General features: G+C 45.6%; 22 protein-coding genes. 13 read left to right on the top strand and 9 right to left on the bottom strand.

Annotated features, from left to right (window positions below):
- Nucleotides 1-2,823 carry a TonB-dependent receptor gene (locus IE163_RS01975; RefSeq protein ID WP_189429595.1) on the bottom strand — a complete coding sequence of 941 codons (2,823 nt, stop codon included), beginning with the start codon at nucleotides 2,821-2,823 and terminating at the stop codon, nucleotides 1-3.
- 246 nt (nucleotides 2,824-3,069) lie between these two features.
- On the opposite strand from IE163_RS01975, the gene IE163_RS01970 reads away from it, so the two are divergent.
- Genes IE163_RS01970 through IE163_RS01960 form a run of 3 tightly spaced genes read left to right on the top strand, consistent with a single transcriptional unit; the run spans nucleotide 3,070 to nucleotide 5,905 of the window.
- Nucleotides 3,070-3,975 (top strand): GGDEF domain-containing protein, encoded by a 906-nt coding sequence (locus IE163_RS01970; RefSeq protein ID WP_229833397.1) that lies wholly within the window; start codon nucleotides 3,070-3,072, stop codon nucleotides 3,973-3,975.
- 9 nt (nucleotides 3,976-3,984) lie between these two features.
- Nucleotides 3,985-5,013, top strand: a complete 1,029-nt coding sequence (locus IE163_RS01965; protein WP_189429593.1) for an AraC family transcriptional regulator — start codon at nucleotides 3,985-3,987, stop codon at nucleotides 5,011-5,013.
- A 22-nt stretch (nucleotides 5,014-5,035) separates the two neighbouring features.
- On the top strand, nucleotides 5,036-5,905 hold the full coding sequence (locus IE163_RS01960) for a metallophosphoesterase family protein (protein ID WP_189429591.1): 870 nt from the start codon (nucleotides 5,036-5,038) through the stop codon (nucleotides 5,903-5,905).
- A gap of 104 nt (nucleotides 5,906-6,009) precedes the next feature.
- Here the strand turns inward: IE163_RS01960 and IE163_RS01955 are convergent, their stop codons facing one another.
- A complete protein-coding gene (locus IE163_RS01955) occupies nucleotides 6,010-6,330 on the bottom strand; it encodes a hypothetical protein (RefSeq protein WP_189429589.1) in 321 nt (106 codons plus the stop codon).
- Between the two features lie 199 nt (nucleotides 6,331-6,529).
- On the opposite strand from IE163_RS01955, the gene IE163_RS01950 reads away from it, so the two are divergent.
- Nucleotides 6,530-7,402 carry a DMT family transporter gene (locus IE163_RS01950; protein ID WP_189429588.1) on the top strand — a complete coding sequence of 291 codons (873 nt, stop codon included), beginning with the start codon at nucleotides 6,530-6,532 and terminating at the stop codon, nucleotides 7,400-7,402.
- A 205-nt stretch (nucleotides 7,403-7,607) separates the two neighbouring features.
- Here the strand turns inward: IE163_RS01950 and IE163_RS01945 are convergent, their stop codons facing one another.
- Both IE163_RS01945 and IE163_RS01940 read right to left on the bottom strand, forming a co-directional pair.
- A complete protein-coding gene (locus IE163_RS01945) occupies nucleotides 7,608-8,135 on the bottom strand; it encodes a cytochrome b (RefSeq protein ID WP_189429585.1) in 528 nt (175 codons plus the stop codon).
- Complete coding sequence (locus IE163_RS01940; RefSeq protein WP_189429583.1) at nucleotides 8,128-9,120, bottom strand: catalase family peroxidase; 993 nt, start codon at nucleotides 9,118-9,120, stop codon at nucleotides 8,128-8,130. The genes IE163_RS01945 and IE163_RS01940 overlap by 8 nt, the downstream gene beginning before the upstream one ends.
- An 89-nt stretch (nucleotides 9,121-9,209) precedes the next feature.
- On the opposite strand from IE163_RS01940, the gene IE163_RS01935 reads away from it, so the two are divergent.
- The 3 genes from IE163_RS01935 (at nucleotide 9,210) to IE163_RS01925 (ending at nucleotide 11,384) form a co-directional block, all read left to right on the top strand.
- On the top strand, nucleotides 9,210-9,692 hold the full coding sequence (locus tag IE163_RS01935; protein ID WP_189429581.1) for a MarR family winged helix-turn-helix transcriptional regulator: 483 nt from the start codon (nucleotides 9,210-9,212) through the stop codon (nucleotides 9,690-9,692).
- Nucleotides 9,693-9,965: 273 nt separating this feature from the next.
- On the top strand, nucleotides 9,966-10,343 hold the full coding sequence (locus tag IE163_RS01930; RefSeq protein ID WP_189429579.1) for a PA2779 family protein: 378 nt from the start codon (nucleotides 9,966-9,968) through the stop codon (nucleotides 10,341-10,343).
- 9 nt (nucleotides 10,344-10,352) lie between these two features.
- Nucleotides 10,353-11,384: a PA2778 family cysteine peptidase gene (locus IE163_RS01925; RefSeq protein ID WP_189429577.1), complete on the top strand. Its 1,032-nt coding sequence runs from the start codon at nucleotides 10,353-10,355 to the stop codon at nucleotides 11,382-11,384.
- 24 nt (nucleotides 11,385-11,408) lie between these two features.
- Here IE163_RS01925 and IE163_RS01920 read toward each other — a convergent pair whose 3' ends face one another.
- Together IE163_RS01920 and IE163_RS01915 are read right to left on the bottom strand one after the other, a co-directional pair.
- Entirely contained in the window at nucleotides 11,409-12,383 is a 975-nt protein-coding gene (locus IE163_RS01920) for an L-threonylcarbamoyladenylate synthase (RefSeq protein ID WP_189429575.1), read from the bottom strand.
- 15 nt (nucleotides 12,384-12,398) lie between these two features.
- Nucleotides 12,399-13,220, bottom strand: coding sequence for a DUF6671 family protein (locus IE163_RS01915; protein WP_189429573.1), 822 nt, complete (start codon nucleotides 13,218-13,220; stop codon nucleotides 12,399-12,401).
- Nucleotides 13,221-13,331: 111 nt separating this feature from the next.
- On the opposite strand from IE163_RS01915, the gene IE163_RS01910 reads away from it, so the two are divergent.
- The 4 genes from IE163_RS01910 to cydB all read left to right on the top strand — a co-directional run bounded on the left by IE163_RS01910 (nucleotide 13,332) and on the right by cydB (nucleotide 16,617).
- Nucleotides 13,332-13,559 (top strand): hypothetical protein, encoded by a 228-nt coding sequence (locus tag IE163_RS01910; protein WP_189429570.1) that lies wholly within the window; start codon nucleotides 13,332-13,334, stop codon nucleotides 13,557-13,559.
- A gap of 81 nt (nucleotides 13,560-13,640) precedes the next feature.
- Complete coding sequence (locus IE163_RS01905) at nucleotides 13,641-14,204, top strand: GbsR/MarR family transcriptional regulator (protein WP_189429568.1); 564 nt, start codon at nucleotides 13,641-13,643, stop codon at nucleotides 14,202-14,204.
- Between the two features lie 38 nt (nucleotides 14,205-14,242).
- Nucleotides 14,243-15,616: a cytochrome ubiquinol oxidase subunit I gene (locus tag IE163_RS01900; protein ID WP_189429566.1), complete on the top strand. Its 1,374-nt coding sequence runs from the start codon at nucleotides 14,243-14,245 to the stop codon at nucleotides 15,614-15,616.
- The gene (gene cydB, locus IE163_RS01895) at nucleotides 15,613-16,617 is read left to right on the top strand and encodes a cytochrome d ubiquinol oxidase subunit II (protein WP_189429564.1); all 1,005 of its coding nucleotides are present in this window, start codon (nucleotides 15,613-15,615) and stop codon (nucleotides 16,615-16,617) included. Before IE163_RS01900 ends, cydB begins: the two co-directional genes overlap by 4 nt.
- A gap of 202 nt (nucleotides 16,618-16,819) precedes the next feature.
- On the opposite strand, the gene IE163_RS01890 is transcribed toward cydB, so the two are convergent.
- On the bottom strand, nucleotides 16,820-17,581 hold the full coding sequence (locus IE163_RS01890) for a substrate-binding periplasmic protein (RefSeq protein ID WP_189429562.1): 762 nt from the start codon (nucleotides 17,579-17,581) through the stop codon (nucleotides 16,820-16,822).
- A 262-nt stretch (nucleotides 17,582-17,843) separates the two neighbouring features.
- Between IE163_RS01890 and IE163_RS01885 the strand changes: the two genes are divergently transcribed.
- Nucleotides 17,844-18,155 (top strand): hypothetical protein, encoded by a 312-nt coding sequence (locus IE163_RS01885; RefSeq protein WP_189429560.1) that lies wholly within the window; start codon nucleotides 17,844-17,846, stop codon nucleotides 18,153-18,155.
- Nucleotides 18,142-18,444 (top strand): hypothetical protein, encoded by a 303-nt coding sequence (locus tag IE163_RS01880; RefSeq protein ID WP_189429558.1) that lies wholly within the window; start codon nucleotides 18,142-18,144, stop codon nucleotides 18,442-18,444. Before IE163_RS01885 ends, IE163_RS01880 begins: the two co-directional genes overlap by 14 nt.
- Nucleotides 18,445-18,851: 407 nt before the next feature.
- Here IE163_RS01880 and IE163_RS01875 read toward each other — a convergent pair whose 3' ends face one another.
- Nucleotides 18,852-19,262, bottom strand: coding sequence for a type 2 periplasmic-binding domain-containing protein (locus IE163_RS01875; RefSeq protein ID WP_189429556.1), 411 nt, complete (start codon nucleotides 19,260-19,262; stop codon nucleotides 18,852-18,854).
- A gap of 21 nt (nucleotides 19,263-19,283) precedes the next feature.
- Nucleotides 19,284-20,423 carry a hypothetical protein gene (locus IE163_RS01870; protein WP_189429554.1) on the bottom strand — a complete coding sequence of 380 codons (1,140 nt, stop codon included), beginning with the start codon at nucleotides 20,421-20,423 and terminating at the stop codon, nucleotides 19,284-19,286.
- Nucleotides 20,424-20,926: the final 503 nt, after the last annotated feature.

The following is a 20,926-nucleotide window of genomic DNA, read 5'->3' as shown; positions in this document are numbered from 1 at the left end:
TTAAAACTTACCACTTACCCCGACCTGCCAGGCACGACCAAATTGCTCATGCTCATACACCCGGTTGCGCTCACCCTGATAACGAATCGCTTTGCTATCCGTCAGGTTAGTGGCTTCTAAAAATACCGATAAGTCTTTGGTTAACTTATAGCTTGCCGTGTAATCGAGCGTGCCACGACCATCCCAGTACACATTTAAGCCTGGGTTAGCCGTATCAAAAGCATCGATATATTCAGAACGGTAGTTATAGGCTAACTGGGTACTGAATTTAGCGATGTCATACTGCAACGCCAGATTTAAGGTATGACGACTGGTACCATTTAGCTCGGTTTTGCCGATACCAAAAGGTAAGTCTGCTTCAGACTTGGTATGGGTATAGTTAGCAATAAAGCCTAAACCGCTTAAGGCACCCGGTAAAAAGTTTAACGACTGCTGCCAGTTCAACTCCAGACCATATAGGTAGCCGCTGTTGCCGTTTTCTGGCCGTACCATTCTAAAGCCATCAAATTCACCACCAACAAATTCGCTACGGGCTTTAAATATCGGATCCGACAGCTTTTTATAAAACACCCCGGCTGAAATTAAGCCTACTGGTGCAATATAAAATTCACCGGTTAAATCCAGGTTATGCGAATAAGTTGGTTTTAAATCGATATTACCAATATCCACAGTACCACGGCCGGATTCACGATCTTCAATAATGAAATAGGGCACTAAATCGGCAAAATTTGGCCGTCTTAAGCCGGTGCTGTACGCTGCTTTTACAATAACGCCATTATCCAGTTCCTGGCGTAAATGCACGCTTGGGAAGAAGTTGGTATAGCTTTTACTCGCATCAACCAGGGTAGCCGTATCCGTATCTAAATCATATTCAAAGGCTTCCCCGCTGTTTTTGGTTTGCTCGACCCGAGCACCAAACAACACAGTGGTATTTTCCCATTCCAGCTTGTTTTGTACGTAAGCCGCTAGAATATCTTCACCGGCTTTATAATCGCCGGTAATAGACGGCGCACCGCGATCTAAGAAGTCGGCATTTTCAAAAATATTGCGATAAGCCGAGACAAAATCACGTTGCAGTTTAGGGCCATTGTTGTAATAACCATCAAACGGCAGTGACTGTTTATCTATGATGACGTCAGCATAGCTTGGTGCGTTGGCGCCAACACTGTTACGGAAACGGTTTTCATCGTTCGACTTATCTTTTAAGCGAGCTTTAGCACCAAACTTCAGCTCTGAGTAAGCTTCGCCCCATTGACCTGGCCGAGTAATATTAAACGAATAAGCTTGCTCTGTTTCTTCTGCACCACCGGTGCGACGCTCATAACGGCGCCAGTTCATTGCTGAAGGTGCAAAGTTAAAGTCAGTACGCACCACTTCGCCAGCACTGTTTAAAATTTGATAGCTGGGTAAGTCCGGGTTACTAAAATCATAAGCCACGCGAGGCCGGGTTGCTTCACGGTACAATAAATAATCCCGATTTGGGTAAGCTTGCTCAGCAGATGCGTAAGACGCCTGGAAATCCGCCGTATAGGTATCCATGATGATACGGCCACCCAATACCGTGGTATTAATGGTATTGATAAAGGTACGGTGCCGTAACTCTTTTTCAAAGGTAGCACGACCCGCCACGCCAGACGTTTGATTAGATTGCTCGGTATGACGCTCCCACTCTACGACCAACGTATCGCGAAATTCGTTATCTTCAAACCGTGAATAGTTGTGTGAGAAGAAAAAATGCTTGTTGTCATCAATCCTGAAATCAAAGCGACCGCTTAAACCAGTACGAATACGCTTAGTTTCGTAATCTTTGAATTCAGTAAATTCAGGCACGAAATTGCCATTGTCTAACTCCATCCAACCATGTTCAACATTGTCGGTAACCCGATTAGTTTCACTATGCTTGGCTGAAAAAATAAAACCGGCGTTCTCGTTTTCACCAAATTTATTACCAAACGTTAGGCTCGCTTTATAAGCATCGCCACTACCTTTTTCGTTTTTACCACCAGAAATTTTGCCACGTAAAATACGGCCTTTGGCATCCAGTGCGCCTTGGGTAATAATATTGATATTTCCGGCAATGGCATCGGCATCCATTTCCGGGGTAATGGCTTTGGTCAGCTCCAGAATAGAAATGATATCTGATGGAATAGTGTCTAAGTCAACAGCGCGGGTACCGCCATCTGGTGAGGGCACATTAACGCCATCTATAGTGACATTAGTAAATTCCAGCGGCGCACCACGTACGTTAACGTACTTACCTTCGCCCTGGTCACGCTGAATAGAAGCGCCTACCAAACGCTGCATGGCTTCAGCAACGTTATCGTCCGGGAAACGGCCCAAATAGTCTGATGACACCACCGATTTTAAATTATCTGACGCCCGCTGAATATTTAGGGCCCGAGACTGCGCATCGCGGCTACCGACAATATGCATTACTTCTACTTCGTTGCTGGCAAAGCGTAAGGTGAGCTCAGCACCACGCTCTGCAGTAACGACCACATCCACACTTTTTGGCGCATAGCCAAGATAACGGATCTCAAGCTGATAGCTGCCTGGCACTAGATTATCAAAACGGAAGCGGCCTTGGCCATCTGTACTGGTTTCACGGTTGCCGCCAATAATTCGCACTTGGGCACCCTGTAAAAGTACATTGCGATCATCGCTTAGCTGACCGCGGATCCCTTGGCCATCTATTGCTGTTACCGCAACATTTAAAGGCACATCTACGCCTTGTGCCATTAATGTCGCCGGCGCTAAACACGCTATAGCAATAGCCGCAGCTAGCACACTTTTAGTAAAGGTTGGTCGATATAAAGCAGTCATAACTCAGTAAGCCCTATTAATGAAATGCGTTCTTTTAGGCTTACTACTGTGCCGCTGGAATATGACAAAAAAGCGACAACACTTATTTAGCTTGAGCTTAAATGACCCGGGTCAGCTTAGCCCACCAGACAAGCGGCTAATCAGCTCTTTGTCATCGTTTTGTCATACAGCTTTTTCACACTGTGGGCTCTTTTGCTCTTGCGGCCTTTAGCAGCAAAAGCTTATCGATAGCTTTTCATGGTGTACATGACAATGTGGCGACAACACTTGCTTAAAATTAACCTTCCTTTGCCATTGCTTAGCGCAGGTTTAATGCTGGCGTTAACTTTAGGGGTAACGAAAAGCCCAGCTGAAATTGATTGGTTTGATGTATTAGGTGAAGGCATAGTGTTATTGGTTGCTATTTTGTGGCTAACTTTAATTATCAGCAGCAGACCTGCAGGTAGAGTAACTGAATGGCTTTATTACGGCAGTTTGCTATTGGTATGTTCATTTTTTCTGGATTTATTAGATGAGTTTATCCGTTACCCAGCACACATCAGAACCATGAGCTGGCTTGAGTCATTGCCTGCACCAATTGGTATGCTGGCACTAACTTACGGCTTAATCGGTTGGCATCGGGAGCAGCGCGTGATAAACCGACAGTTACAGGGCCGGGAGTTGCTGTTAAGAGATCATCGCCTGCTTGACCCTCTCACTAAACTTTATGCCGTTGATTATTTATATGCTGTACTGGCTCGCGACCTTGAGTTGCATCGCGCTGAGCAACGTTCTCTAAGCTTATTAATGCTTAATATCCGGCAATTCTCTGCCTTCAACCGCCAGTACGGTGCTGCCGCTGGCGATGATTACCTGATTAAGCTATCAGAGCTTTGCTCCAGCCAACTGCGAGCTTCAGATGTGCTATGCCGCTATGTTGGCGATCGTTTTGTTATCCTTTTAGCTAACACTAGCCTGCAGCAAGCTAAGATTTTTGCCCAGCATATGCAGCAGCATCTCACTAAGCTTAATCACCATGAAAGCAACCTGAAAATTGATATTGTGGTCAATGAGATAACTAGATTAACAGCGAAACAGGCACTGCAAGAAACCGAGGAAATGCTAAAGGCCAGTAAAGCTGGCATAGCGCCTTCGGTTTTGCTGCCATCTTAGGTGCTGTGGATGACAACTCACTTTAGTTTTACTGATAAGAATCTGTTGTTGAGGCACGGCCCAACTGCAGTATTACAGCTAGCACAACGGCGTGGCGGCCAACTGCATAAACTGCTTAGCGGCACCAGTATTTTTGAGCAAGATTTAATGAATCCGCAGAGTCGCTGCCATCATCGCGATTGGCTAAAATTGCTTAGCCATTGCCAACAGTTGCAAAGCCCGGAACTACCATTTCTGTTAGCTGATAGCGTATTAAATCATCGTAATATTGCCTTATGTCAAAGCATTGCTGTGGCGGCCAACCTAGCGCAGAGCCTTAAGCAATTATGCTATTTTCGGCATCAGCTCCTTCCTGCCCTTTATCCTAAGATAAAACGTATAGATAACAAACTGATGCTAAGCTTTAAACCTGCTATCGCACTTGGCGTACAACAACATTTTATCAGCATCTTGGCGATTTCCTTTCTGGTGAAACTGATTCGACAACAGCTTGCTGATAGTAGCCAGCTGCACGTTTTATTAAAGCAAGCAACTCCAGCTAACGAGCAACTATTTAAGGCTCACTGGCAATGCCAAGTGAGTTTTAATCAGCAGTTTGATGCGATCCTTATCCCACTGGCTTATTGGCATCAATCTTTTGCAGATAGCAACCCGCATAGGTTTCAACAATACCGTCAGGCGTGCTATCAACTCAATCAACGATTACCTGCTCAGCGTGGCCTGTTAGAACATTTGCAACGCCAAATTGACCGGGCCTTACCACGACAATTGGGAATAGAAGACGCTGCCGCTTTGCTAGGCTTAAGCTGCAGCTCTTTAAAGCGTTTGTTGCAACAACATAATACCAATTTTGCCGCCATAGCCGATGAAGTGCGCCGTGACAAAGCACATTTATTGTTACTACAGGGTAACTACTCAAACCGGCAGCTAGCCGAACAACTTGGTTACTCGGATGAACATAATTTTCGGCGCGCTTTTAAACGCTGGACAGGCATGTTGCCAAGCAGTGCCAAAGCACTAACACCAATCTCTTTTTAACTTGTTTTCAAAAGGAAATATCATGAAGTTCTTATCAACTCTCTTGCTGAGTACCAGCATACTGCTTCTTACTGCGTTCAATAGTGCTTACTCTTCTGAAGCCACGGGTTCTGGCATCAGCTTTGCGGTACTGGGCGATGCCGAACCCAAACCCAAAGCCGAATTCCCGCATATGGCGCAAGCCGTCGCCGATATCAACACCTTAACACCACAGTTGAATTTACAGTTTGTGCTGGGTGTGGGTGATATCGCGCACAAAGGCACCTTGCTGCAATACGAGCAAGCCACACCAGTATTACAAGCGCTGCAACTGCCTTTTTACCCTATTATGGGCAATGAAGAATATGGCAGCACGCCTGAGCGGTTTTTAACCTTTGCCAATAAGTGGAACCAGGGCAAAACCACTATTGATAGTATTCGCTATACGCTAGAATTTGAGCAGGTGGCGCTGGTCTTGGCCTCACCAGATTTTAGCCGTGATTTTAATGATGAGGGGATTGCTTGGCTAAAAAACGAAGTGTCGCGACTGGCACCAAAACCGGTGTTGTTAGTGGTACATGGTGCGCAACAAGGTGTTTTTAAAGAAAACGCCGATAAAGGTATCAGCCATCCAGGTTTTGTTAGCGAGGTACTTAACCAACCTAACGTACGGGCGGTAATCTCGGGTGATTTACATATGGATATGCCAAGAGTTAAACATTCACTGCAGCTGAACGGCGTGCACTATTTGCATATTCCGGCACTGGAGCGCACAAAAATACCTGATGAGAGCCAGCATACGCCGATGTACCGAGTGTTCCATGTGCAAGCTGATGGTACTGTAGTCGTAGACACTTATCAAAATGGCAACCTTACGCCATTAGCACCATATCAGTATCGTTTTACGCTTTAAGAGGTAACCAGAGCAACATGGCACTTAAAAAGCGCACCGCAGAAATGCCTGTAAAAAACGTAAGCTAGGTGTGATTACAAAGGCATAATGGCAGGCTTGTTTGCTTAGTAATCGGGGATCGACAAGTTGCTATGAAAACGTTCCCCGGCTTCTAATTGCTCAAAAATCCACAATAGATGCCCTACTTTTATCCGGCGCTGCCCGGTATGCTTGCTAATGCCATGCAGGTAATCCCGGAAATCAGCGCCGAGCCCACAGGCATCGGCTTCTGCTAGTGCTTTTTGCAAGGCTTTATCACTTAAGGTTTTATGGGCATGGCTGGCGACCCGCTGATAGAGTAACTGCTCTTTGCGCAAATTACGCCATACCCGATATAACGCCATACCAACGGCGCTTAACATTAAAGCACTTAGCAAAATAAACATGGTTAAACTCCTGAGGCAGCATCTCGTTAAATCAACTCGCACCAGACCGGATACAGCTGCTGTAAACTACGTACTAGCTTGGTTGATAGATTAGGACAGAGTAAATAACCGCATTTCTACAACAATATGACGCTCTTAGCTTTGCGGTGGCGTCGAACACTGCTAGCATAGCCATCTTTACGGCCTTTGAGTATGCTCCGTGCTTTGGATCCCTTTTACCTTACTCGCCGCCTTTATGCAGGCTTGGCGCAATGCATTTCAAAAACAACTGAGTAAAGATGTCAGTGTTGCTGGTGTGACATTGGCGCGTTTTATCTGGGCCTCACCCTTGGCAGCGTTATATTTAACAGGTCTGTATCATTGGCAACCGGTTGCCTTGCCGCAGTTTAACGGCAAATTCGCGCTCTTTATTGTTGGGGCCGCATTGGCGCAAATACTGGCAACGGCATTAATGGTAAAACTGTTTAAACTGCGCAATTATGCTATTGGTGCTGGCTTAGCAAAAAGTGAAGCCATTTTAGCCGCGGTGCTTGGTGTGGCCTTTTTTAGTGAGTCTCTAAGTTGGTTAGGCTGGATTGGCGTGCTGCTGGGGGCTGCTGCGGTATTTTTGTTAAGTGGCGCCAGCTTCAGGCAACTCTCATGGCCGGTCATGCTGCTTGGATTAAGCAGCGGCCTCGCTTTTGCGCTCACCTCGCTTTGGGTGCGGCAGGCTAGTCTGGTATTAGGCTTACCCTTTCCGCATGGCGCTGCCTGGGTATTGTTGGTGGTGATCTTATTGCAAAGCCTGTTACTGCTAACTTACTTGGCCTGGCGTGATCGCCACACCTTAGTCGCGCTATGGCAACGCCCTAAACTCACCCTGCTGGTCAGTGTAACCAGTTGTATTGGCTCTATCGGCTGGTTTACTGCCATGAGCTTAGAGTCTGTCGCTCTGGTGAAAACCCTGGGACAAATTGAAGTACTGTTTATGCTGCTGATCTCGGCATTTTTCTTTAAAGAAAAACTACAAAAAGCGGATCACGGCGGCTTGGCTTTAATTGTACTGGCTGCTATTGCGGTGATGTGGGCTTAAACATTTGTGCCAGTGCAATGGTGATGTCCCACATACGGTTAGCCAGCACCAAAATACAATTCGTATACCGCAAGACATGGTCGATATAACATGACCAAATACCAGCGTTAGACGTTCAGAGAGGCAAACAGCAGTTAAGTTAGTGCAGCCTATAAAAACCTTAGGCTGCACTAATTTGGAATTGAGATAACCGGTGGGAACCTAATTACTTTCTTATCATACTGCGCAGTACACCATCACGCTTTATCAGCCCATGATAAGACGCCGCAGTGATATGCAATATAATCAATAAGATGAGCAACACACTAAACCAGGCATGTAATTCCCGAAATAAGCCGTACCAAGCTAAATCCGTTGGGATCAGCTGAGGCAACATAATACCAAAGGCATTAATTGGACGCCCGGCAGCATTTTGCATTAAATACCCGGTAACCGGCATTAATAGTAATAACAAATAAAACGCTAAATGCGTTAATTTAGCTGCAAATTGCTGCAATTTCGGCATGTTTTCTGGCAGTCTTGGCGTATTGAGTCTTAGTCGGATAGCAAGGCGTAACACCACAGCTACGGCTGCAACCAAACCGGCGGCCTTGTGCCAGGTTAATAATTGGTATTGCCACAGGCCCAAGCTGGTGACCATACTTAAACCGACAAACAATAAGGATAAAATCAACGCTGCCATTAACCAATGCACTACACGCATGGCTAAGGGGTAAACGGTAGGATTATTCATGATGCGCACCTGTTGCAGTGTTAAGCAGCACCTCGCGTGCCCGGCGCCGATGTGATTCAGCATAGGCTGCACCGCGTGCCCGCAGAATAGGATCCGCACTGGGCAAGATACCGCGTGGCAGCACTAAGGGATCAAAATTTATCGCATTGCACTGCCCGTTGCTTTGCTCTGTTGCCTGCTTGATCTGCAACTGGCCAGCAATAAGCTGCGGGTTGGTGTCTGGCCATATTATGGTCGCGTCATTCTCATCATCAGCGCTGGTTGCCAACGAGAACACCAGATCAAAGATCACCGGCCCGTCACTTAGCCTGGCGAACAACTCTTGCTGTAAAGCGTCAACCGCCTCAGGATCAGGCAGTTGATTTGCCGCGCCAACTGTTGGCACAGCAGCCCAGCGTACCGCTTGTTGCTTTCCGGCAGCATTAATTAAATAAAAAGCATTGATACTGTGATACTGCTCAGTGGCGTAACTTAGCGTTGGCTGATAACTAGCACGCCAATTGCGAAAGGCCGCGGTTTCTGGGTGGGCCGCAAAAAATTCCGCAATCGTATTATTTTGTAAGGCTAATAATTGCTGATAGAACTTTTCTGGTGTTCCCACGGCTAAAACCGGAGGCGTATTCATAGCCGTACGCCATTGCTCAGCCGTTTCCGGTAGCAAAGTTAAGGCTAAACTGCGTACCGGAGCTTTCAGATCTGGCGCGGTAGGATTATTGCCGGCGACAGAAAAGCGACCGATAAAAGGATACTGCCCGGCTTGAAATACCTGAGCACTCGAATATTCCGCCAAAGTCCCGGAAGAAATAAAGTCACCGCTGACGCAAAAACCCTTGGCATGTGCCCGCCGAAACCCTGGCTGTATCGCATTACCTTGTTGTAAATTGACAAAGTCTTGCGCACTGACCTCGTGACGGTTGTCACTTGCTGCATAAAAAAATGCCGCAGTTAACACTGTCGGCACTGCCACTAAAGCCCAATATCGCATTATAATGCATGCCTATAGTTTATTATCTTGAATTCAAGATAATTCAGATTTACCTTGAATTCAAGACAAAGTTAAGAGGAAACCTTGCCATGGACGAACTTGACCGTATTCAGCAAGCCTGGGCCACTGAAATACCGGCGCTTGATACTTCCAGCATGGCACTGATTGGCCGCTTGCAAATAGTACATAAACGGCTAAGCCAAGGGATGAGTGCTAATTTTCGTCAGTTTGGATTAACCGATGCGGGTTTTGACGTGCTGGCAACGCTGCGCCGCAGCGGCGCACCCTATCAATTAACTCCAAATCAATTGTTAGCACAAACTCTGATCACCTCTGGTTCTTTAACCAGTAGACTACAGTCACTCGAAAAACAGGGTTTTATTACCCGCAGTTGTGCCAGCAATGATAAACGCAGTATCGAAGTAACCCTAACCGCAAACGGCAAGACCGTGATAGAGCAGGCATTAGTCGCTCATGTTGCTACTCAACAACAATTACTCAATGGTTTAAGTCATACTGAGCAACAACAACTGGTGTTATTGTTACGTGCCTTTATACAGGCAACGGCTTAACCCGATCACTCTTACTAGAAATGATTGCAACATAGCGCCTGTCGCTCATTGCTTAACTGAGATAAGTCGACTACTCTCTAGCAGAGTGCCAGATAGGGTAAAGAGTCAATACCAGCGAGAGCCTGAAAACTCACATCTTAAAGAGAGCCCGAAAACTCACATTTTCAACTATATGGTGCTCTGATCATGCGTTGCCATGTTTTCATATTTCCACGCAGCAAAGCTGAGCAAACACTAACCCTTAATACAAACAATAGGTTCGAGGAGATACGAATGATAAATAACTTGGTAAAAGCCGGTATGGCCATAATGATAATTTGCTGTGGTTTAAGCCAGGCAACGGCAGGAGTCATAGGTTCAGATCAGGTGATTGCAACTCAGCAGCAGCAATACAATCAACAACAATTATTGTCCTTTATTGATAGCGATGAAGTACAACACAAGCTGACGCAACTTGGTGTAAGCCCAACTGACGCTAAACAACGTATTGCCAATATGACGAACAGTGAGCTAATCGCTTTTAATGAGCAACTTAACGAGATGCCTGCTGGCGGCATTGTAGGTACCATTATTACGGTATTAGTTGTGATAGCAGTTCTAGATTTGATGGGGATAACCGACGTTTACCCTTTTATCCGTCCTATTAGTTAACAAGACTTGATGCGTTTACTTTGGCAAGCCAGCTTTTGGGCTGGTTTGCTGTTAACTTCGTTAATCAGCCTGACTGGGTGTCAAACGCCTGTGCAAACCAAACAATTACTGGCATCGCCGCCAGATATTGTAAGGCAGCATGTGATTTCTCAGGTGCCCTTTTACCCACAGCAAGCATACTTTTGCGGTCCCACTACCCTCTCTGAGGTGGCTGGTTTTTACGGGCTGGAAATAAGCCCGACGGACATTGCGCCCAACACCTTTACTCCCGGCTTACAGGGTACTTTGCAAATTGAAATGGCCGCAGCGACTCGGCAACTGGGCTTACTAGCCTATGAGCAACGCGGCAATATGAGCCAACTATTAAGCCTGATCGCCGACGATATCCCGGTGATAGTATTGCAGAACAATTCGATTAGCTGGTTACCGCAATGGCATTATGCCGTTGTTATAGGCTATGACATTACCGCGCAGGAAGTGATTTTACATACCGGTGTGACAGCAGCGCATCGCCTTAATTTTTCTACCTTTGAACGCACCTGGCAACGCGGCAACTATTGGATGCTAGCGATGTTGCCTACTGATAAGGCCAGCCAACATCTTGAGCCTTTTATTTACACCAAAGCCTGTCAGGATCTGCTGAATACCCAACAGACTGCTGCAGGCATCGCTGCCCTGATGACCGCTAGCGAACAATGGCCTAACTATTGGTTACCCTATTTCTTGTTGGGTAATTATTACTTCTCAGATGCACCATTAATTGCGGCAAAATGGTTCGCTAAAGGTTGGCCGGTTGCCCAACAAGAAATCGCTTATTTGAATAATTACGCCATCTTGTTAAGTAAACTGGCTTGCCATCAACACGCCACATCACTCATTACCGCCGCCCTTAGTATCGCCCCGCAGGATAGTAATTTGCTGGATAGCCAACAGCAGATCCTCAACGCGCAGCAAGCAGACCGAAACTCGGCCGTTGCCTGTCAGGTAACATTGCCATCTGAATACCCCGTGCATGTGATTGGCTTGCCAAGAGCGGAATAATGGCGTGCTGAACATTGTCTAAGGCTAGTGTGCAGCCCGCGCTAAGCGCTCTTGCACTGCCGCCCACTCTGCCTTCTGTGGCGGCATCTCCAGTAAAATAAGCTCTGCACCACTTTGATCCGCTGCAAATAACTCACGATATAAACGTTGACCGTACTCCTGCGCCGTGGCCGGCATTTTAGTATGAGCAAACCATGAAAGTTCCGTGGGTAAGTCTTGCATATGCAATACAACGATCTTTGCCGTTTGCTGATTTTTTAGATGCTGCACTAACTCGGTATAGGACAAGCAACGCAAAGGCGTATTCGGTTGGTAATGCGCTTTCACATTTCCCGCAACCTTTATTTGATGAGCCTTGGGATGGCTAACTGCAACGCCTAACATCTCCTCTAGGTCCGCCTTACTAATAGGCCCAGCTCTTAAGATCTCTACGCGATCATCCAACAAACTGACAATAGTAGATTCTAGCCCAAACTGGCAATCGCCCCCATCCAGCACGGCGTCAATACGGCCAGACAAACCATGCAATACTTGCTGGGCGCTGGTAGGACTTAGCTTTTTATAGCGGTTCGCAGAGGGCGCCGCTACCGCCAGTTGATGCTGTTGTAAGAGCTTTAACAACACAGGATGTGCAGGCACTCTTAAACCGATACTGTCTAAGCCACCGGTGACCACAGCGCTCACATGATCAGCTTTGGGTAGTAATAAAGTCAAAGGACCTGGCCAAAAAGCAGCTGCCAGCTTATATGCCAGCGGCGGAATATTTTTTGCCCAGGCACTCATGGCGGTAACATCACCTAAATGCACAATTAATGGGTGATCGGCCGGGCGACCTTTGGCCGCAAAAATTTGCCGCACGGCTTCAGGCTGGCTAGCATCTGCCGCTAAGCCATACACCGTTTCAGTGGGAACAGCCACCAGCTTACCTTGTAATAAAAACTGTGCCGCTAACTCAACCTCAGCAGTTAAGTTGGCATCTAATAATAAGGTTTCAGACAACACCCACTCCTTACTTTAGGGGTTACATAACGGGCAATGCACAGCTGACGCAAATACAGTTGCCGCGGCCTCTTGCTCTTTATGGCCACAACAATTGCAGCTTTTGATATAGTATTTTACCTGAGATGTTGGGTAATCACATAGTTCGCAGGGTAACCCCGGTTCGGCCTGCTTACGCCAGAAATCGGGCGCCTGACAACTTGGGCATAATGCCAACAGTCGCTGCGCTAACTGCTCAGCAGCTTGTTGAATGTAACCTTGCCTGGCGGGGCATAGATGGGCTCTAAAATCAGGTTGTAGCTGCACTTTTTCTGCTAATAAAGCACCTGCCTGATAAATTTCTGCCTGCATTAACGCCTGCACTAACGCTTGCTCACCTATTAACCCTTTCACTAAGCCCGCTGGATAACGCAAAATCCAACCTTGTGCAGCGTCATGCTTAGCGATATGGGCTTGCAATACGGCAATATTATCACTTTCAACGGCGCTAAGAGCTACTGGGCCTGCGGCAACGGCTATGATTTCTTGCCCAGTGCGGCTATCAATTAGCAGCAACAGTTCTTCATCCCAATTCAGAAAACCTGGCATAGGGCCGCCGCCAAAACTGCCTTCGCTTCCCATCCCCAGAGGTAAACCTGTCAACGCTATAGCTTGTTGAGCTTTGGCACGAGCACAGGCTAATGGACTTAAAGTTCGTGGCGTTTCACCAGCAAAGGTTCCCAGGGTGTCGGTATCAAACGCCTCTGTACTTTGCACCTCTATGCCGACGGCAGCTAATGCAGGTGCAATTTGCATCGCCTTGCGATGCAGCGTTAGCAAAGCGGCTGGCGTTGACATCTTATATAAACCTCGCGTAATTCGAACCAATGCCCTATGGCTTGGCTTATTCTAACGGTTTTATGGATAAGTAACAAAGACAGGCGCTGCAATGCTTAACGGGTGATTTTTATGCCGCACGACAAACCAACTCCTCGCACACAGAAAATGCTCAACATCTTTGTCCATCAGCAATATCACACCATTATTCATCACGATATTATGCAGTTACTCCAAAAATTAACAGACTGCGACATCGATGTAATCAAAACAAAAAATCCTTGTGCCTTTGATGGCGCTGTAGGCTTTGCTAAAGGTCAAGGTCAAGGTCAAGGTCAAGGTCAAGGTCAAGGTAAATAACATAAAGAAAGATTGATCTCGGTCAAGCTTTTCCTGTATTATTCTTTCAGAAAATTCTGAACGTTCAATAAGGAACAGACTATGCAAATGACACCGATGATCGAATCTTTTGTTTATCACTTTGGTGAAATGGGCAGTCGCTGGGGTTTTAACCGTACTGTTGGTCAAATCTACGCCTTGCTGGTTATCAGTGAACAACCATTATGTGCTAATGAAATTGGTGATTTACTGGGTATCTCACGTGGTAACGTCAGTATGGGTTTAAAAGAACTGGGCAGCTGGCAGTTAGTACAGGTGCAACACAAACCGGGCGAGCGACGTGAATTTTATCATACCCGCGGCAGTATATGGGATATGGCCAACCGGGTATTTGAAGAACGACGCAAACGCGAGATGGATCCTACCCTTACTTTGCTGCGCGACATTATGATGGATGAAGCGGCCAACCCGGAAGAAGCCTTTGCCCAGCAACGTATCACCGAAATTCATGATTTATTGGAAAACATCACCGAATGGACACAAAGCCTACAATCGCTGTCGCCAGAAAAGCTGAATACGCTAATGAAACTGGGATCCGGCGTAGGCAAGGTGTTGGAATTTACCGATAAATTTTTAGGTAAAAAAGACCCGGCGAAACAGGCTTAGCCGCTATCGCCATTTTGTTCTGCTGTAGTGAGGTTGCCATGTTAGATACGCTATTACTTTCGCGCATCCAGTTTGCTGCTAATATCAGTTTTCATATTTTATTCCCCACCATCACCATCGCCCTTGGCTGGCTACTGGTGTACTTTAAGATCCGCTTTGATTTATCACAACATCCTGTTTGGATGCGAGCTTATCGCTTTTGGGTAAAAGTATTTGCCTTAACCTTTGCACTGGGTGTAGTAAGCGGCATTACCATGTCATTCCAGTTTGGTACCAACTGGCCCGGCTTTATGGAAACGGTAGGTAATATTGCCGGCCCACTGCTGGCCTATGAAATCCTCACCGCATTCTTCCTGGAAGCGACCATGCTGGGCATTATGCTATTTGGTTTTAATAAGGTACCACGCTGGTTACATACGCTCGCTACGCTGCTAGTCGCCATTGGCACCACATTATCTGCTTTCTGGATCCTAGTGCTTAACTCGTGGATGCAAACGCCAGTAGGCTTTGAAATGCGTGATGGCATCGCTCATGCAACTGATTGGCTAGCGATTATTTTTAACCCGTCTTTCCCCTATCGCTTTAGCCATATGCTGCTGGCCTCAGCGCTGACCGTTTGTTTTTTAGTTGCCGGAATATCAGCTTATCGCTTATCTCGTGGCGATAACAAGAAAGCACCGCGGCTAACCTTAAAAACCGCCTTATTTAGTGCGGCGATCTTGGCTCCTACTCAAGCTTTTGTCGGCGATTTGCATGGTTTAAATACGCTGGAGCATCAACCGCAAAAAATCGCCGCCATGGAAGGGATCTGGCATACAGAGCAAGGCGCACCGCTGGTATTATTTGCTATACCAGATGCACAAACGCAGACCAATCGCTTTGCGATTGAGATCCCGAAACTGGCTAGTTTGATCCTAACCCATGATTTGAATGGTGAGTTGCAAGGGATCAGTGACTTCCCGGATGCGCATCCGCCTGTGGCGCCCATTTTTTACAGTTTCAGGGTGATGGTCGGTATCGGCATCCTAATGCTGATCACCGCCTGGTGGTGCAGTATCCGGCTATACCGGACTGGCGAGCTGAGCAAACTGCAATATAAAGTACTCATCGGCATGTCCTTCTCAGGCTGGATTGCCACTTTGGCCGGTTGGTATGTCACGGAGATCGGGCGCCAACCCTATCTGATTTATGGTGTGCTAAAAACCCGTGACGCTGTAACCACCGTAGCCAGCGAACAAGTTGCTTTGACGCTCATCATGTATCTGGTGCTCTACGTGGTATTACTGGTGGCCTATATAAAAACCTTATTCTGGCTGGCGAAGCGTGCCATCGAAGTGGAAGAATATGATCTGTCTCTGCCAGGGTTACCAGAGCAGAAAACCCAGCTAGTGGCTGTAGGAGAAGAAAAATGAGCTACTTAACTGCTGAAAATCTGGCACTTGTGTTCGCGGCCCTCACTGCACTAGCGGTGCTACTGTATGCCATTCTGGATGGCTATGACTTGGGTGTTGGTATCACACTACCCATGCAAAATGAAGCCTGGCGTGATACCGCTATCGCCTCAATAGGGCCGTTTTGGGATGCTAACGAAACCTGGCTGGTACTCGCGGTTGGTCTGTTATTGGTCGCCTTTCCGGTCGCTCACAGTGCCATTTTGCACGCGCTGTATCTACCCGCAACCTTGTTATTGATTGGTTTGATTTTGCGCGGTGTGGCTTTCGACTTTCGGGCCAAGGTTAAACCCAAACGTAAAATACGCTGGGACTGGACCTTTAAATTCGGCTCTCTGCTGGCTACCTTTAGTCAGGGGTTTATGTTAGGTATCTATGTGATGGGGCTGGAGTACACTCCAGGCAGTTTGATCTTTGCCAGTTTTAGCGGTTTATGTGTTACCGCAGCCTACGCCATGATCGGCAATGCTTGGTTAATCGGCAAAACCACCGGGGACTTACAACGGCATGCTGTGCGCCAATGTAAAAGTGCCGGTGTCTTTACGTTGGCCGGTATTCTGGCGGTTAGTGCTATTAATCCGCTGGTGAATGCTAATGTGTATCAGGTATGGACCGAGCCGCCTCTGGCTTATTTGTTTGCTGCCATACCCTTACTCTGTTTTGCGATGTTCGCCTTAGGCTACCTGGCACTTAGACGTTTACCGCTGCCGGACGATCGTGGCGCCTGGCTACCATTCTTTATCTGTAAGGTAATATTTGTATCTAGTTTTGCCGGCCTGGCACTAAGTTTCTATCCGTTTGTGGTGCCTAACCAGCTAACCTTATACGAGGCAGCCAGTTCGAAAGAATCACTCACTATTATCTTCTTTGGCGCTATAGTTGTTATTCCAATCATCGCGGCCTATACCGCGGTAGCCTATTATGCGTTTCGTGGTAAGGCTGATGGCTTGAAATACTATTAAATTTTGCGAGAGGAAAGGTAAAAACCTGCAAAGGCCTGAACTTTCCTCTTAGCCTATGATAATAAGAAGGGTTAACCTCGAGCACGCTCGAAGCTATCTACAAAAAACTTACAGAAGCAGCGGTATTAATTTTTGTCATAGGCTACCCCGTACTCGCCATACAGACTTTTATATCCAAATTCAATCTGAAACAACACAAGGCTTAAGGTAATGTCATACCAGGGTGTTGCTGATACCATAATAACAATTTGCCATTTTGCGAATACAACTGAAATTGTTGATCCCACCAAGCCTTTAATATGGCACCCCGTTCGTTTTTCGCAAAGCCGATAAAAATTGGCTCTCCGGCAATAAAAACCAATTCCATGTCGGCCAGCTCATTGGCATTAAGCTTGCCCTCTAATTCGGTTTTCTCTACCAAAAAGGCATCTACCCGCCCAGCTCTCACCAGATCAACACCGGTTATAATATTGTCGACCTCATAACTCGGTGTACTGATACCCAAAGCGATATCATAATTATAACCACGCTGCATAACTAGTTGATAATTCTTAAAATCTTCTGACTTTTCAAACTTAAAACGCCCAGGTTTAAACAGTACTGCAATCTGATCAACATCAAAAGGCCGTGCAGAAAGATACAACCGTGAACTCTCATTGAAGCTAATACCCAATACGATATCAGCCTGCTGCTCTTCTACCATTTTTACCGTACGATTAAAGCTGGTATAGGTTATTTCAAAATCGATGCCTGTTGGAAAAAGTAACTTAATTAAATCAATATAAGCACCTTGCTCGTTCGGCTCGGTAAACCCCGGCCAGATATCGGTAGCAATATGAATAGATTTAATACTAAACTCAGGCGAATTAGCGGATGTCTTGTTGGCCGCAGCAAATGCAGAGGATAGATAAAGCATACCTAATAGCAAGGCTAAACGCATGATTAAACTGACATATTGCATCATGCCCCCTTGAGCAGCGAAACAAACCCGTCACTTTGCATTGTCGCAAAGTGAATAACACCAGAACCAACATTATCCCTGATATGCTTATTGGCATTTCAGCATCTCTAAGGTGAGCGATTGTTTAAACCCAAATCCCAACACCTCATGATAATCAGTATAGACGTTATTTCAGCTAAAGCTTGCAGCTGAGGCAACAGCTATTAAGGCGACATTCAGTCCACCGTGCTATAACATAAGTTCTATAGTCAGCAGGTAAATCTTAATGAAAACTTTCATGATCGTACTGTGCACCTCAACCTTAATGTTTAGTCAATTGGTTATGGCTAAGCCTGATCACGATAAAGGCTTACCACCGGGGTTAGAGAAGAAGTTGGAAAAAGGTCAACCACTACCTCCTGGCTGGCAGAAAAAACTCTCGGCCGGGCAGTATCTCAGTGACGATTATTACCGCCGTAGTACTTTACTGAAAAAACCTAACGCCGATGGGATTATTACCATCCAAATTGAAGGCACGGTAATTGAGTTATTTCATCACACCCGAGAAATAGTGCGAATTTTAGATGGCAAACGTTAAAGTTCGCATTTTTAAAACAGATAAACAAAAAAGCCGCTTAAATAAGCGGCTTTTTTGTGAATTTGGAGCCACCACAGCCAGGGTGCTTAATGACCCTTTGCTTGCTTTGATCCGTGAACGAAAACCAAGAACGATTATTTTTGTTGGTAAAATACTGATAGAGGCATTTAATGATATTCGTATCAGAGAAGATGATGAGTCGCTTCTGGGACAAAGATCCGGCAACGCGAAGACCCATATTGGTAAGCCAAAAAATCCGAGGGGTCGAAACTTTAAAGTTTTAACATAACAATTCAGTGATACGACAATTGTTTATGTACCGCCTACCGCATCACAAGGTATCTCATACGAGGATATGACCAGTATTGAATTACCCAATGAAATCGTAAACTTGTTAAAAAGCCATTAGTTGGAACTTTGCCGTTGCTATGGTGACGGCATGTTCTTTTAACGGTGGCTGAGGCAAAAAACCTTGGCCTTAATTAGTTAAAAAGCACCGAGCTTTCAATGGAAGAATCACAAGGCCAATCTATATTCACGCCACTTTTTTGCGTGATTATCACTACCCCTCCCTTGTGTGAGGCCATACCCATTTACAGCTTCATCAAATGGTTTACCGTCAACTCGTCATAACGAAGCCCGTGTATGCTGCGACAGTGGCCTACAAAACGCTTAACCTCAGGGGCCTAGCAAGTATTAATCAAGGGTTAATAGTACCTTTACTCCAGTAGTATCTGTACCGCTGCTAACATAACCAAGAATATTCGGATTGCTGCTCACTAATTTAATCATTTCCTGCTCGGAACTCACTTCTTGTGGTGGCGTGCCTTTGCCAGTAAACACCAATTTTGACCAATAGGCTTTGACTTGGCTAGACGACCGGCCCAGAGCTTTATCATCAAAGCTTGCTCTGGCTGGATCAGCATCGCTCAAATTTAATGGGACCACTGAATCCCCATTAGCAAAGCTGCTACTTTTGCCAGTATAAATACGTTGAATTTCAACTTTGGTTAACTGATTGGTGTTATCAGGGTGACTAATTATGACTACGTTCGCTTGTAATGATATCGAAAAAGTCAAAAGCAACAGTACTAAAAGTGTTTTCATACTTATCTCCACAATATGTTATTAAAATATGAAGTCGTAAGACAAGGCGGCTACAGTCGTGTCGCCAACAAAGTTATACAGTGAACTATCTTTTAGGCGGTTAACCTGTGCTTTGATTGAGCTCGAATTGTTTATGTCGTAACGAAGTGTAATGGAGCTGTCAGTAAAACGTTCTGGTTCATAAAGGTCTAAATCATTTGATTTGTCCCAGAAACGTGACCAGCTAATAAATGGGGTCCACTTACCAATTCGATAACCCACGCCAATCATAGAAGCTGGAGAGCGAATCGTCAGGTTATCTGCTTTATCTTCACGTTTGTTGACATTCATTTCAGAAAGGATAAACCAGTCACCAAAATCACCATTGAGTGACAGACCCATGACAGTTTGATCTGTAGCGGGGCTGTAAAACGCATTACTGTCAGGTCGTTCTGTGGTACTGTTTTTTGATGTCATGTAAATCAAACGGGCAGTAAACCAATCTTTGGTGAACTCCACATCTATGCCGCGTATGTTGGTCCATTTGCTGTCTTGCGGCACCTCATCATAAAGGGCGTTGTATGGCGCATTTTTTACCGTTTCACTTCCCGCATAAATATTTGCTGTAATATCCCAATCTTTGAAAGTGTCTGAAAAACGCAGATTAGCGCCATTGTAATTACTGGCCTCCCATCCGTATAAGGTTTGTGGCGGCCGTAGCCAAGCATAAGCAAAACCGACGTCCTGAAATTCTGAGTAGTAATAGAGTGGAATTCGTTTACGGCCAACCTGAAAAGTTAATTTATTGCTCAGATCATAGGAGAGGTATGCCCATTCCACACTGAGTTTACTGTCTACAGCTCGTGCCATCACCTGGGTAACAAAAGATAATTTATCAGTGAAATCAATATTTAATTGTGCACCAACCCTAGTTTCTTCCTTAAAGCTCCAGTTCTCGTTGGACTGATAAATACCACCATTGTTGTAATCAGTGATAAAGCAGGGGCAGGTATAATTGACGTAACTACTTTGTTCAGTACTGCCAGATAAAACCTTGCCCACAGCAATGGTACCAAAACCATTGAAACGATAATTTATCTCTGCTTGTGAGGCTGAAACAAACCCAATGCTGATGGCTGCCACGAAGCAAGAAAAGGAGTTTAATTTATATACTTTTTTCATGCAAACCTCATTCATAAGAAACACCTGTTTTAGCTTTGAATGTAGCTGGCAATAGCATAGTTGCAATATTTAAAGGAAAATAAGTATGTGATTTAATAGCTGTTTTCAATTATCACATAATTAATTCTCCAGTAGTTAAAGTAATTTACTTTTAGAATGGAGTTATTTAATCAGCTCCCGCATATGCAGATAGCTGCTATAGAAAACCAGGGTAAGAGCATGTCGCAGGTATTAATAGCTAATAGGATACAGGTTATTAATAACCAACACGTATTCAACTGGCTATAATAGGCTTGTTAGCAACCAACAAACATTGTCTGAAAACCTCTAGAGTTGCTAGATGAAATATTTCAAGACTACGCATCATGACTACCCTTGACAGTTAACACTTTAAAAAGCTGAAAACTCGAACGTAGTTAGTGCCACTGAACGTGAATAGGCAGGCAATGCTAAAAGCGATACCGCAGATGCAAAAAAGCCGCTGTTGAAAGCGGCTTTTTCGG

The sequence above is a fragment of the Alishewanella longhuensis genome (genome assembly GCF_014653435.1).
Lineage (GTDB): Bacteria > Pseudomonadota > Gammaproteobacteria > Enterobacterales > Alteromonadaceae > Alishewanella > Alishewanella longhuensis.
This window is presented reverse-complemented; position numbering and strand designations above follow the sequence as displayed.

Coding starts and splice junctions, on each gene's coding strand:
- IE163_RS01905 (WP_189429568.1), top strand. CDS start 13,641: ATGCAAATGACACCGATGATCGAATCTTTTGTTTATCACTTTGGTGAA.
- IE163_RS01975 (WP_189429595.1), bottom strand. CDS start 2,823: ATGACTGCTTTATATCGACCAACCTTTACTAAAAGTGTGCTAGCTGCG.
- IE163_RS01930 (WP_189429579.1), top strand. CDS start 9,966: ATGATAAATAACTTGGTAAAAGCCGGTATGGCCATAATGATAATTTGC.
- IE163_RS01960 (WP_189429591.1), top strand. CDS start 5,036: ATGAAGTTCTTATCAACTCTCTTGCTGAGTACCAGCATACTGCTTCTT.
- IE163_RS01955 (WP_189429589.1), bottom strand. CDS start 6,330: ATGTTTATTTTGCTAAGTGCTTTAATGTTAAGCGCCGTTGGTATGGCG.
- IE163_RS01885 (WP_189429560.1), top strand. CDS start 17,844: ATGAAAACTTTCATGATCGTACTGTGCACCTCAACCTTAATGTTTAGT.
- IE163_RS01935 (WP_189429581.1), top strand. CDS start 9,210: ATGGACGAACTTGACCGTATTCAGCAAGCCTGGGCCACTGAAATACCG.
- IE163_RS01945 (WP_189429585.1), bottom strand. CDS start 8,135: ATGAATAATCCTACCGTTTACCCCTTAGCCATGCGTGTAGTGCATTGG.
- IE163_RS01875 (WP_189429556.1), bottom strand. CDS start 19,262: ATGAAAACACTTTTAGTACTGTTGCTTTTGACTTTTTCGATATCATTA.
- cydB (WP_189429564.1), top strand. CDS start 15,613: ATGAGCTACTTAACTGCTGAAAATCTGGCACTTGTGTTCGCGGCCCTC.
- IE163_RS01900 (WP_189429566.1), top strand. CDS start 14,243: ATGTTAGATACGCTATTACTTTCGCGCATCCAGTTTGCTGCTAATATC.
- IE163_RS01890 (WP_189429562.1), bottom strand. CDS start 17,581: ATGATGCAATATGTCAGTTTAATCATGCGTTTAGCCTTGCTATTAGGT.
- IE163_RS01910 (WP_189429570.1), top strand. CDS start 13,332: ATGCCGCACGACAAACCAACTCCTCGCACACAGAAAATGCTCAACATC.
- IE163_RS01880 (WP_189429558.1), top strand. CDS start 18,142: ATGGCAAACGTTAAAGTTCGCATTTTTAAAACAGATAAACAAAAAAGC.
- IE163_RS01970 (WP_229833397.1), top strand. CDS start 3,070: ATGACAATGTGGCGACAACACTTGCTTAAAATTAACCTTCCTTTGCCA.
- IE163_RS01965 (WP_189429593.1), top strand. CDS start 3,985: ATGACAACTCACTTTAGTTTTACTGATAAGAATCTGTTGTTGAGGCAC.
- IE163_RS01940 (WP_189429583.1), bottom strand. CDS start 9,120: ATGCGATATTGGGCTTTAGTGGCAGTGCCGACAGTGTTAACTGCGGCA.
- IE163_RS01925 (WP_189429577.1), top strand. CDS start 10,353: ATGCGTTTACTTTGGCAAGCCAGCTTTTGGGCTGGTTTGCTGTTAACT.
- IE163_RS01915 (WP_189429573.1), bottom strand. CDS start 13,220: ATGTCAACGCCAGCCGCTTTGCTAACGCTGCATCGCAAGGCGATGCAA.
- IE163_RS01870 (WP_189429554.1), bottom strand. CDS start 20,423: ATGAAAAAAGTATATAAATTAAACTCCTTTTCTTGCTTCGTGGCAGCC.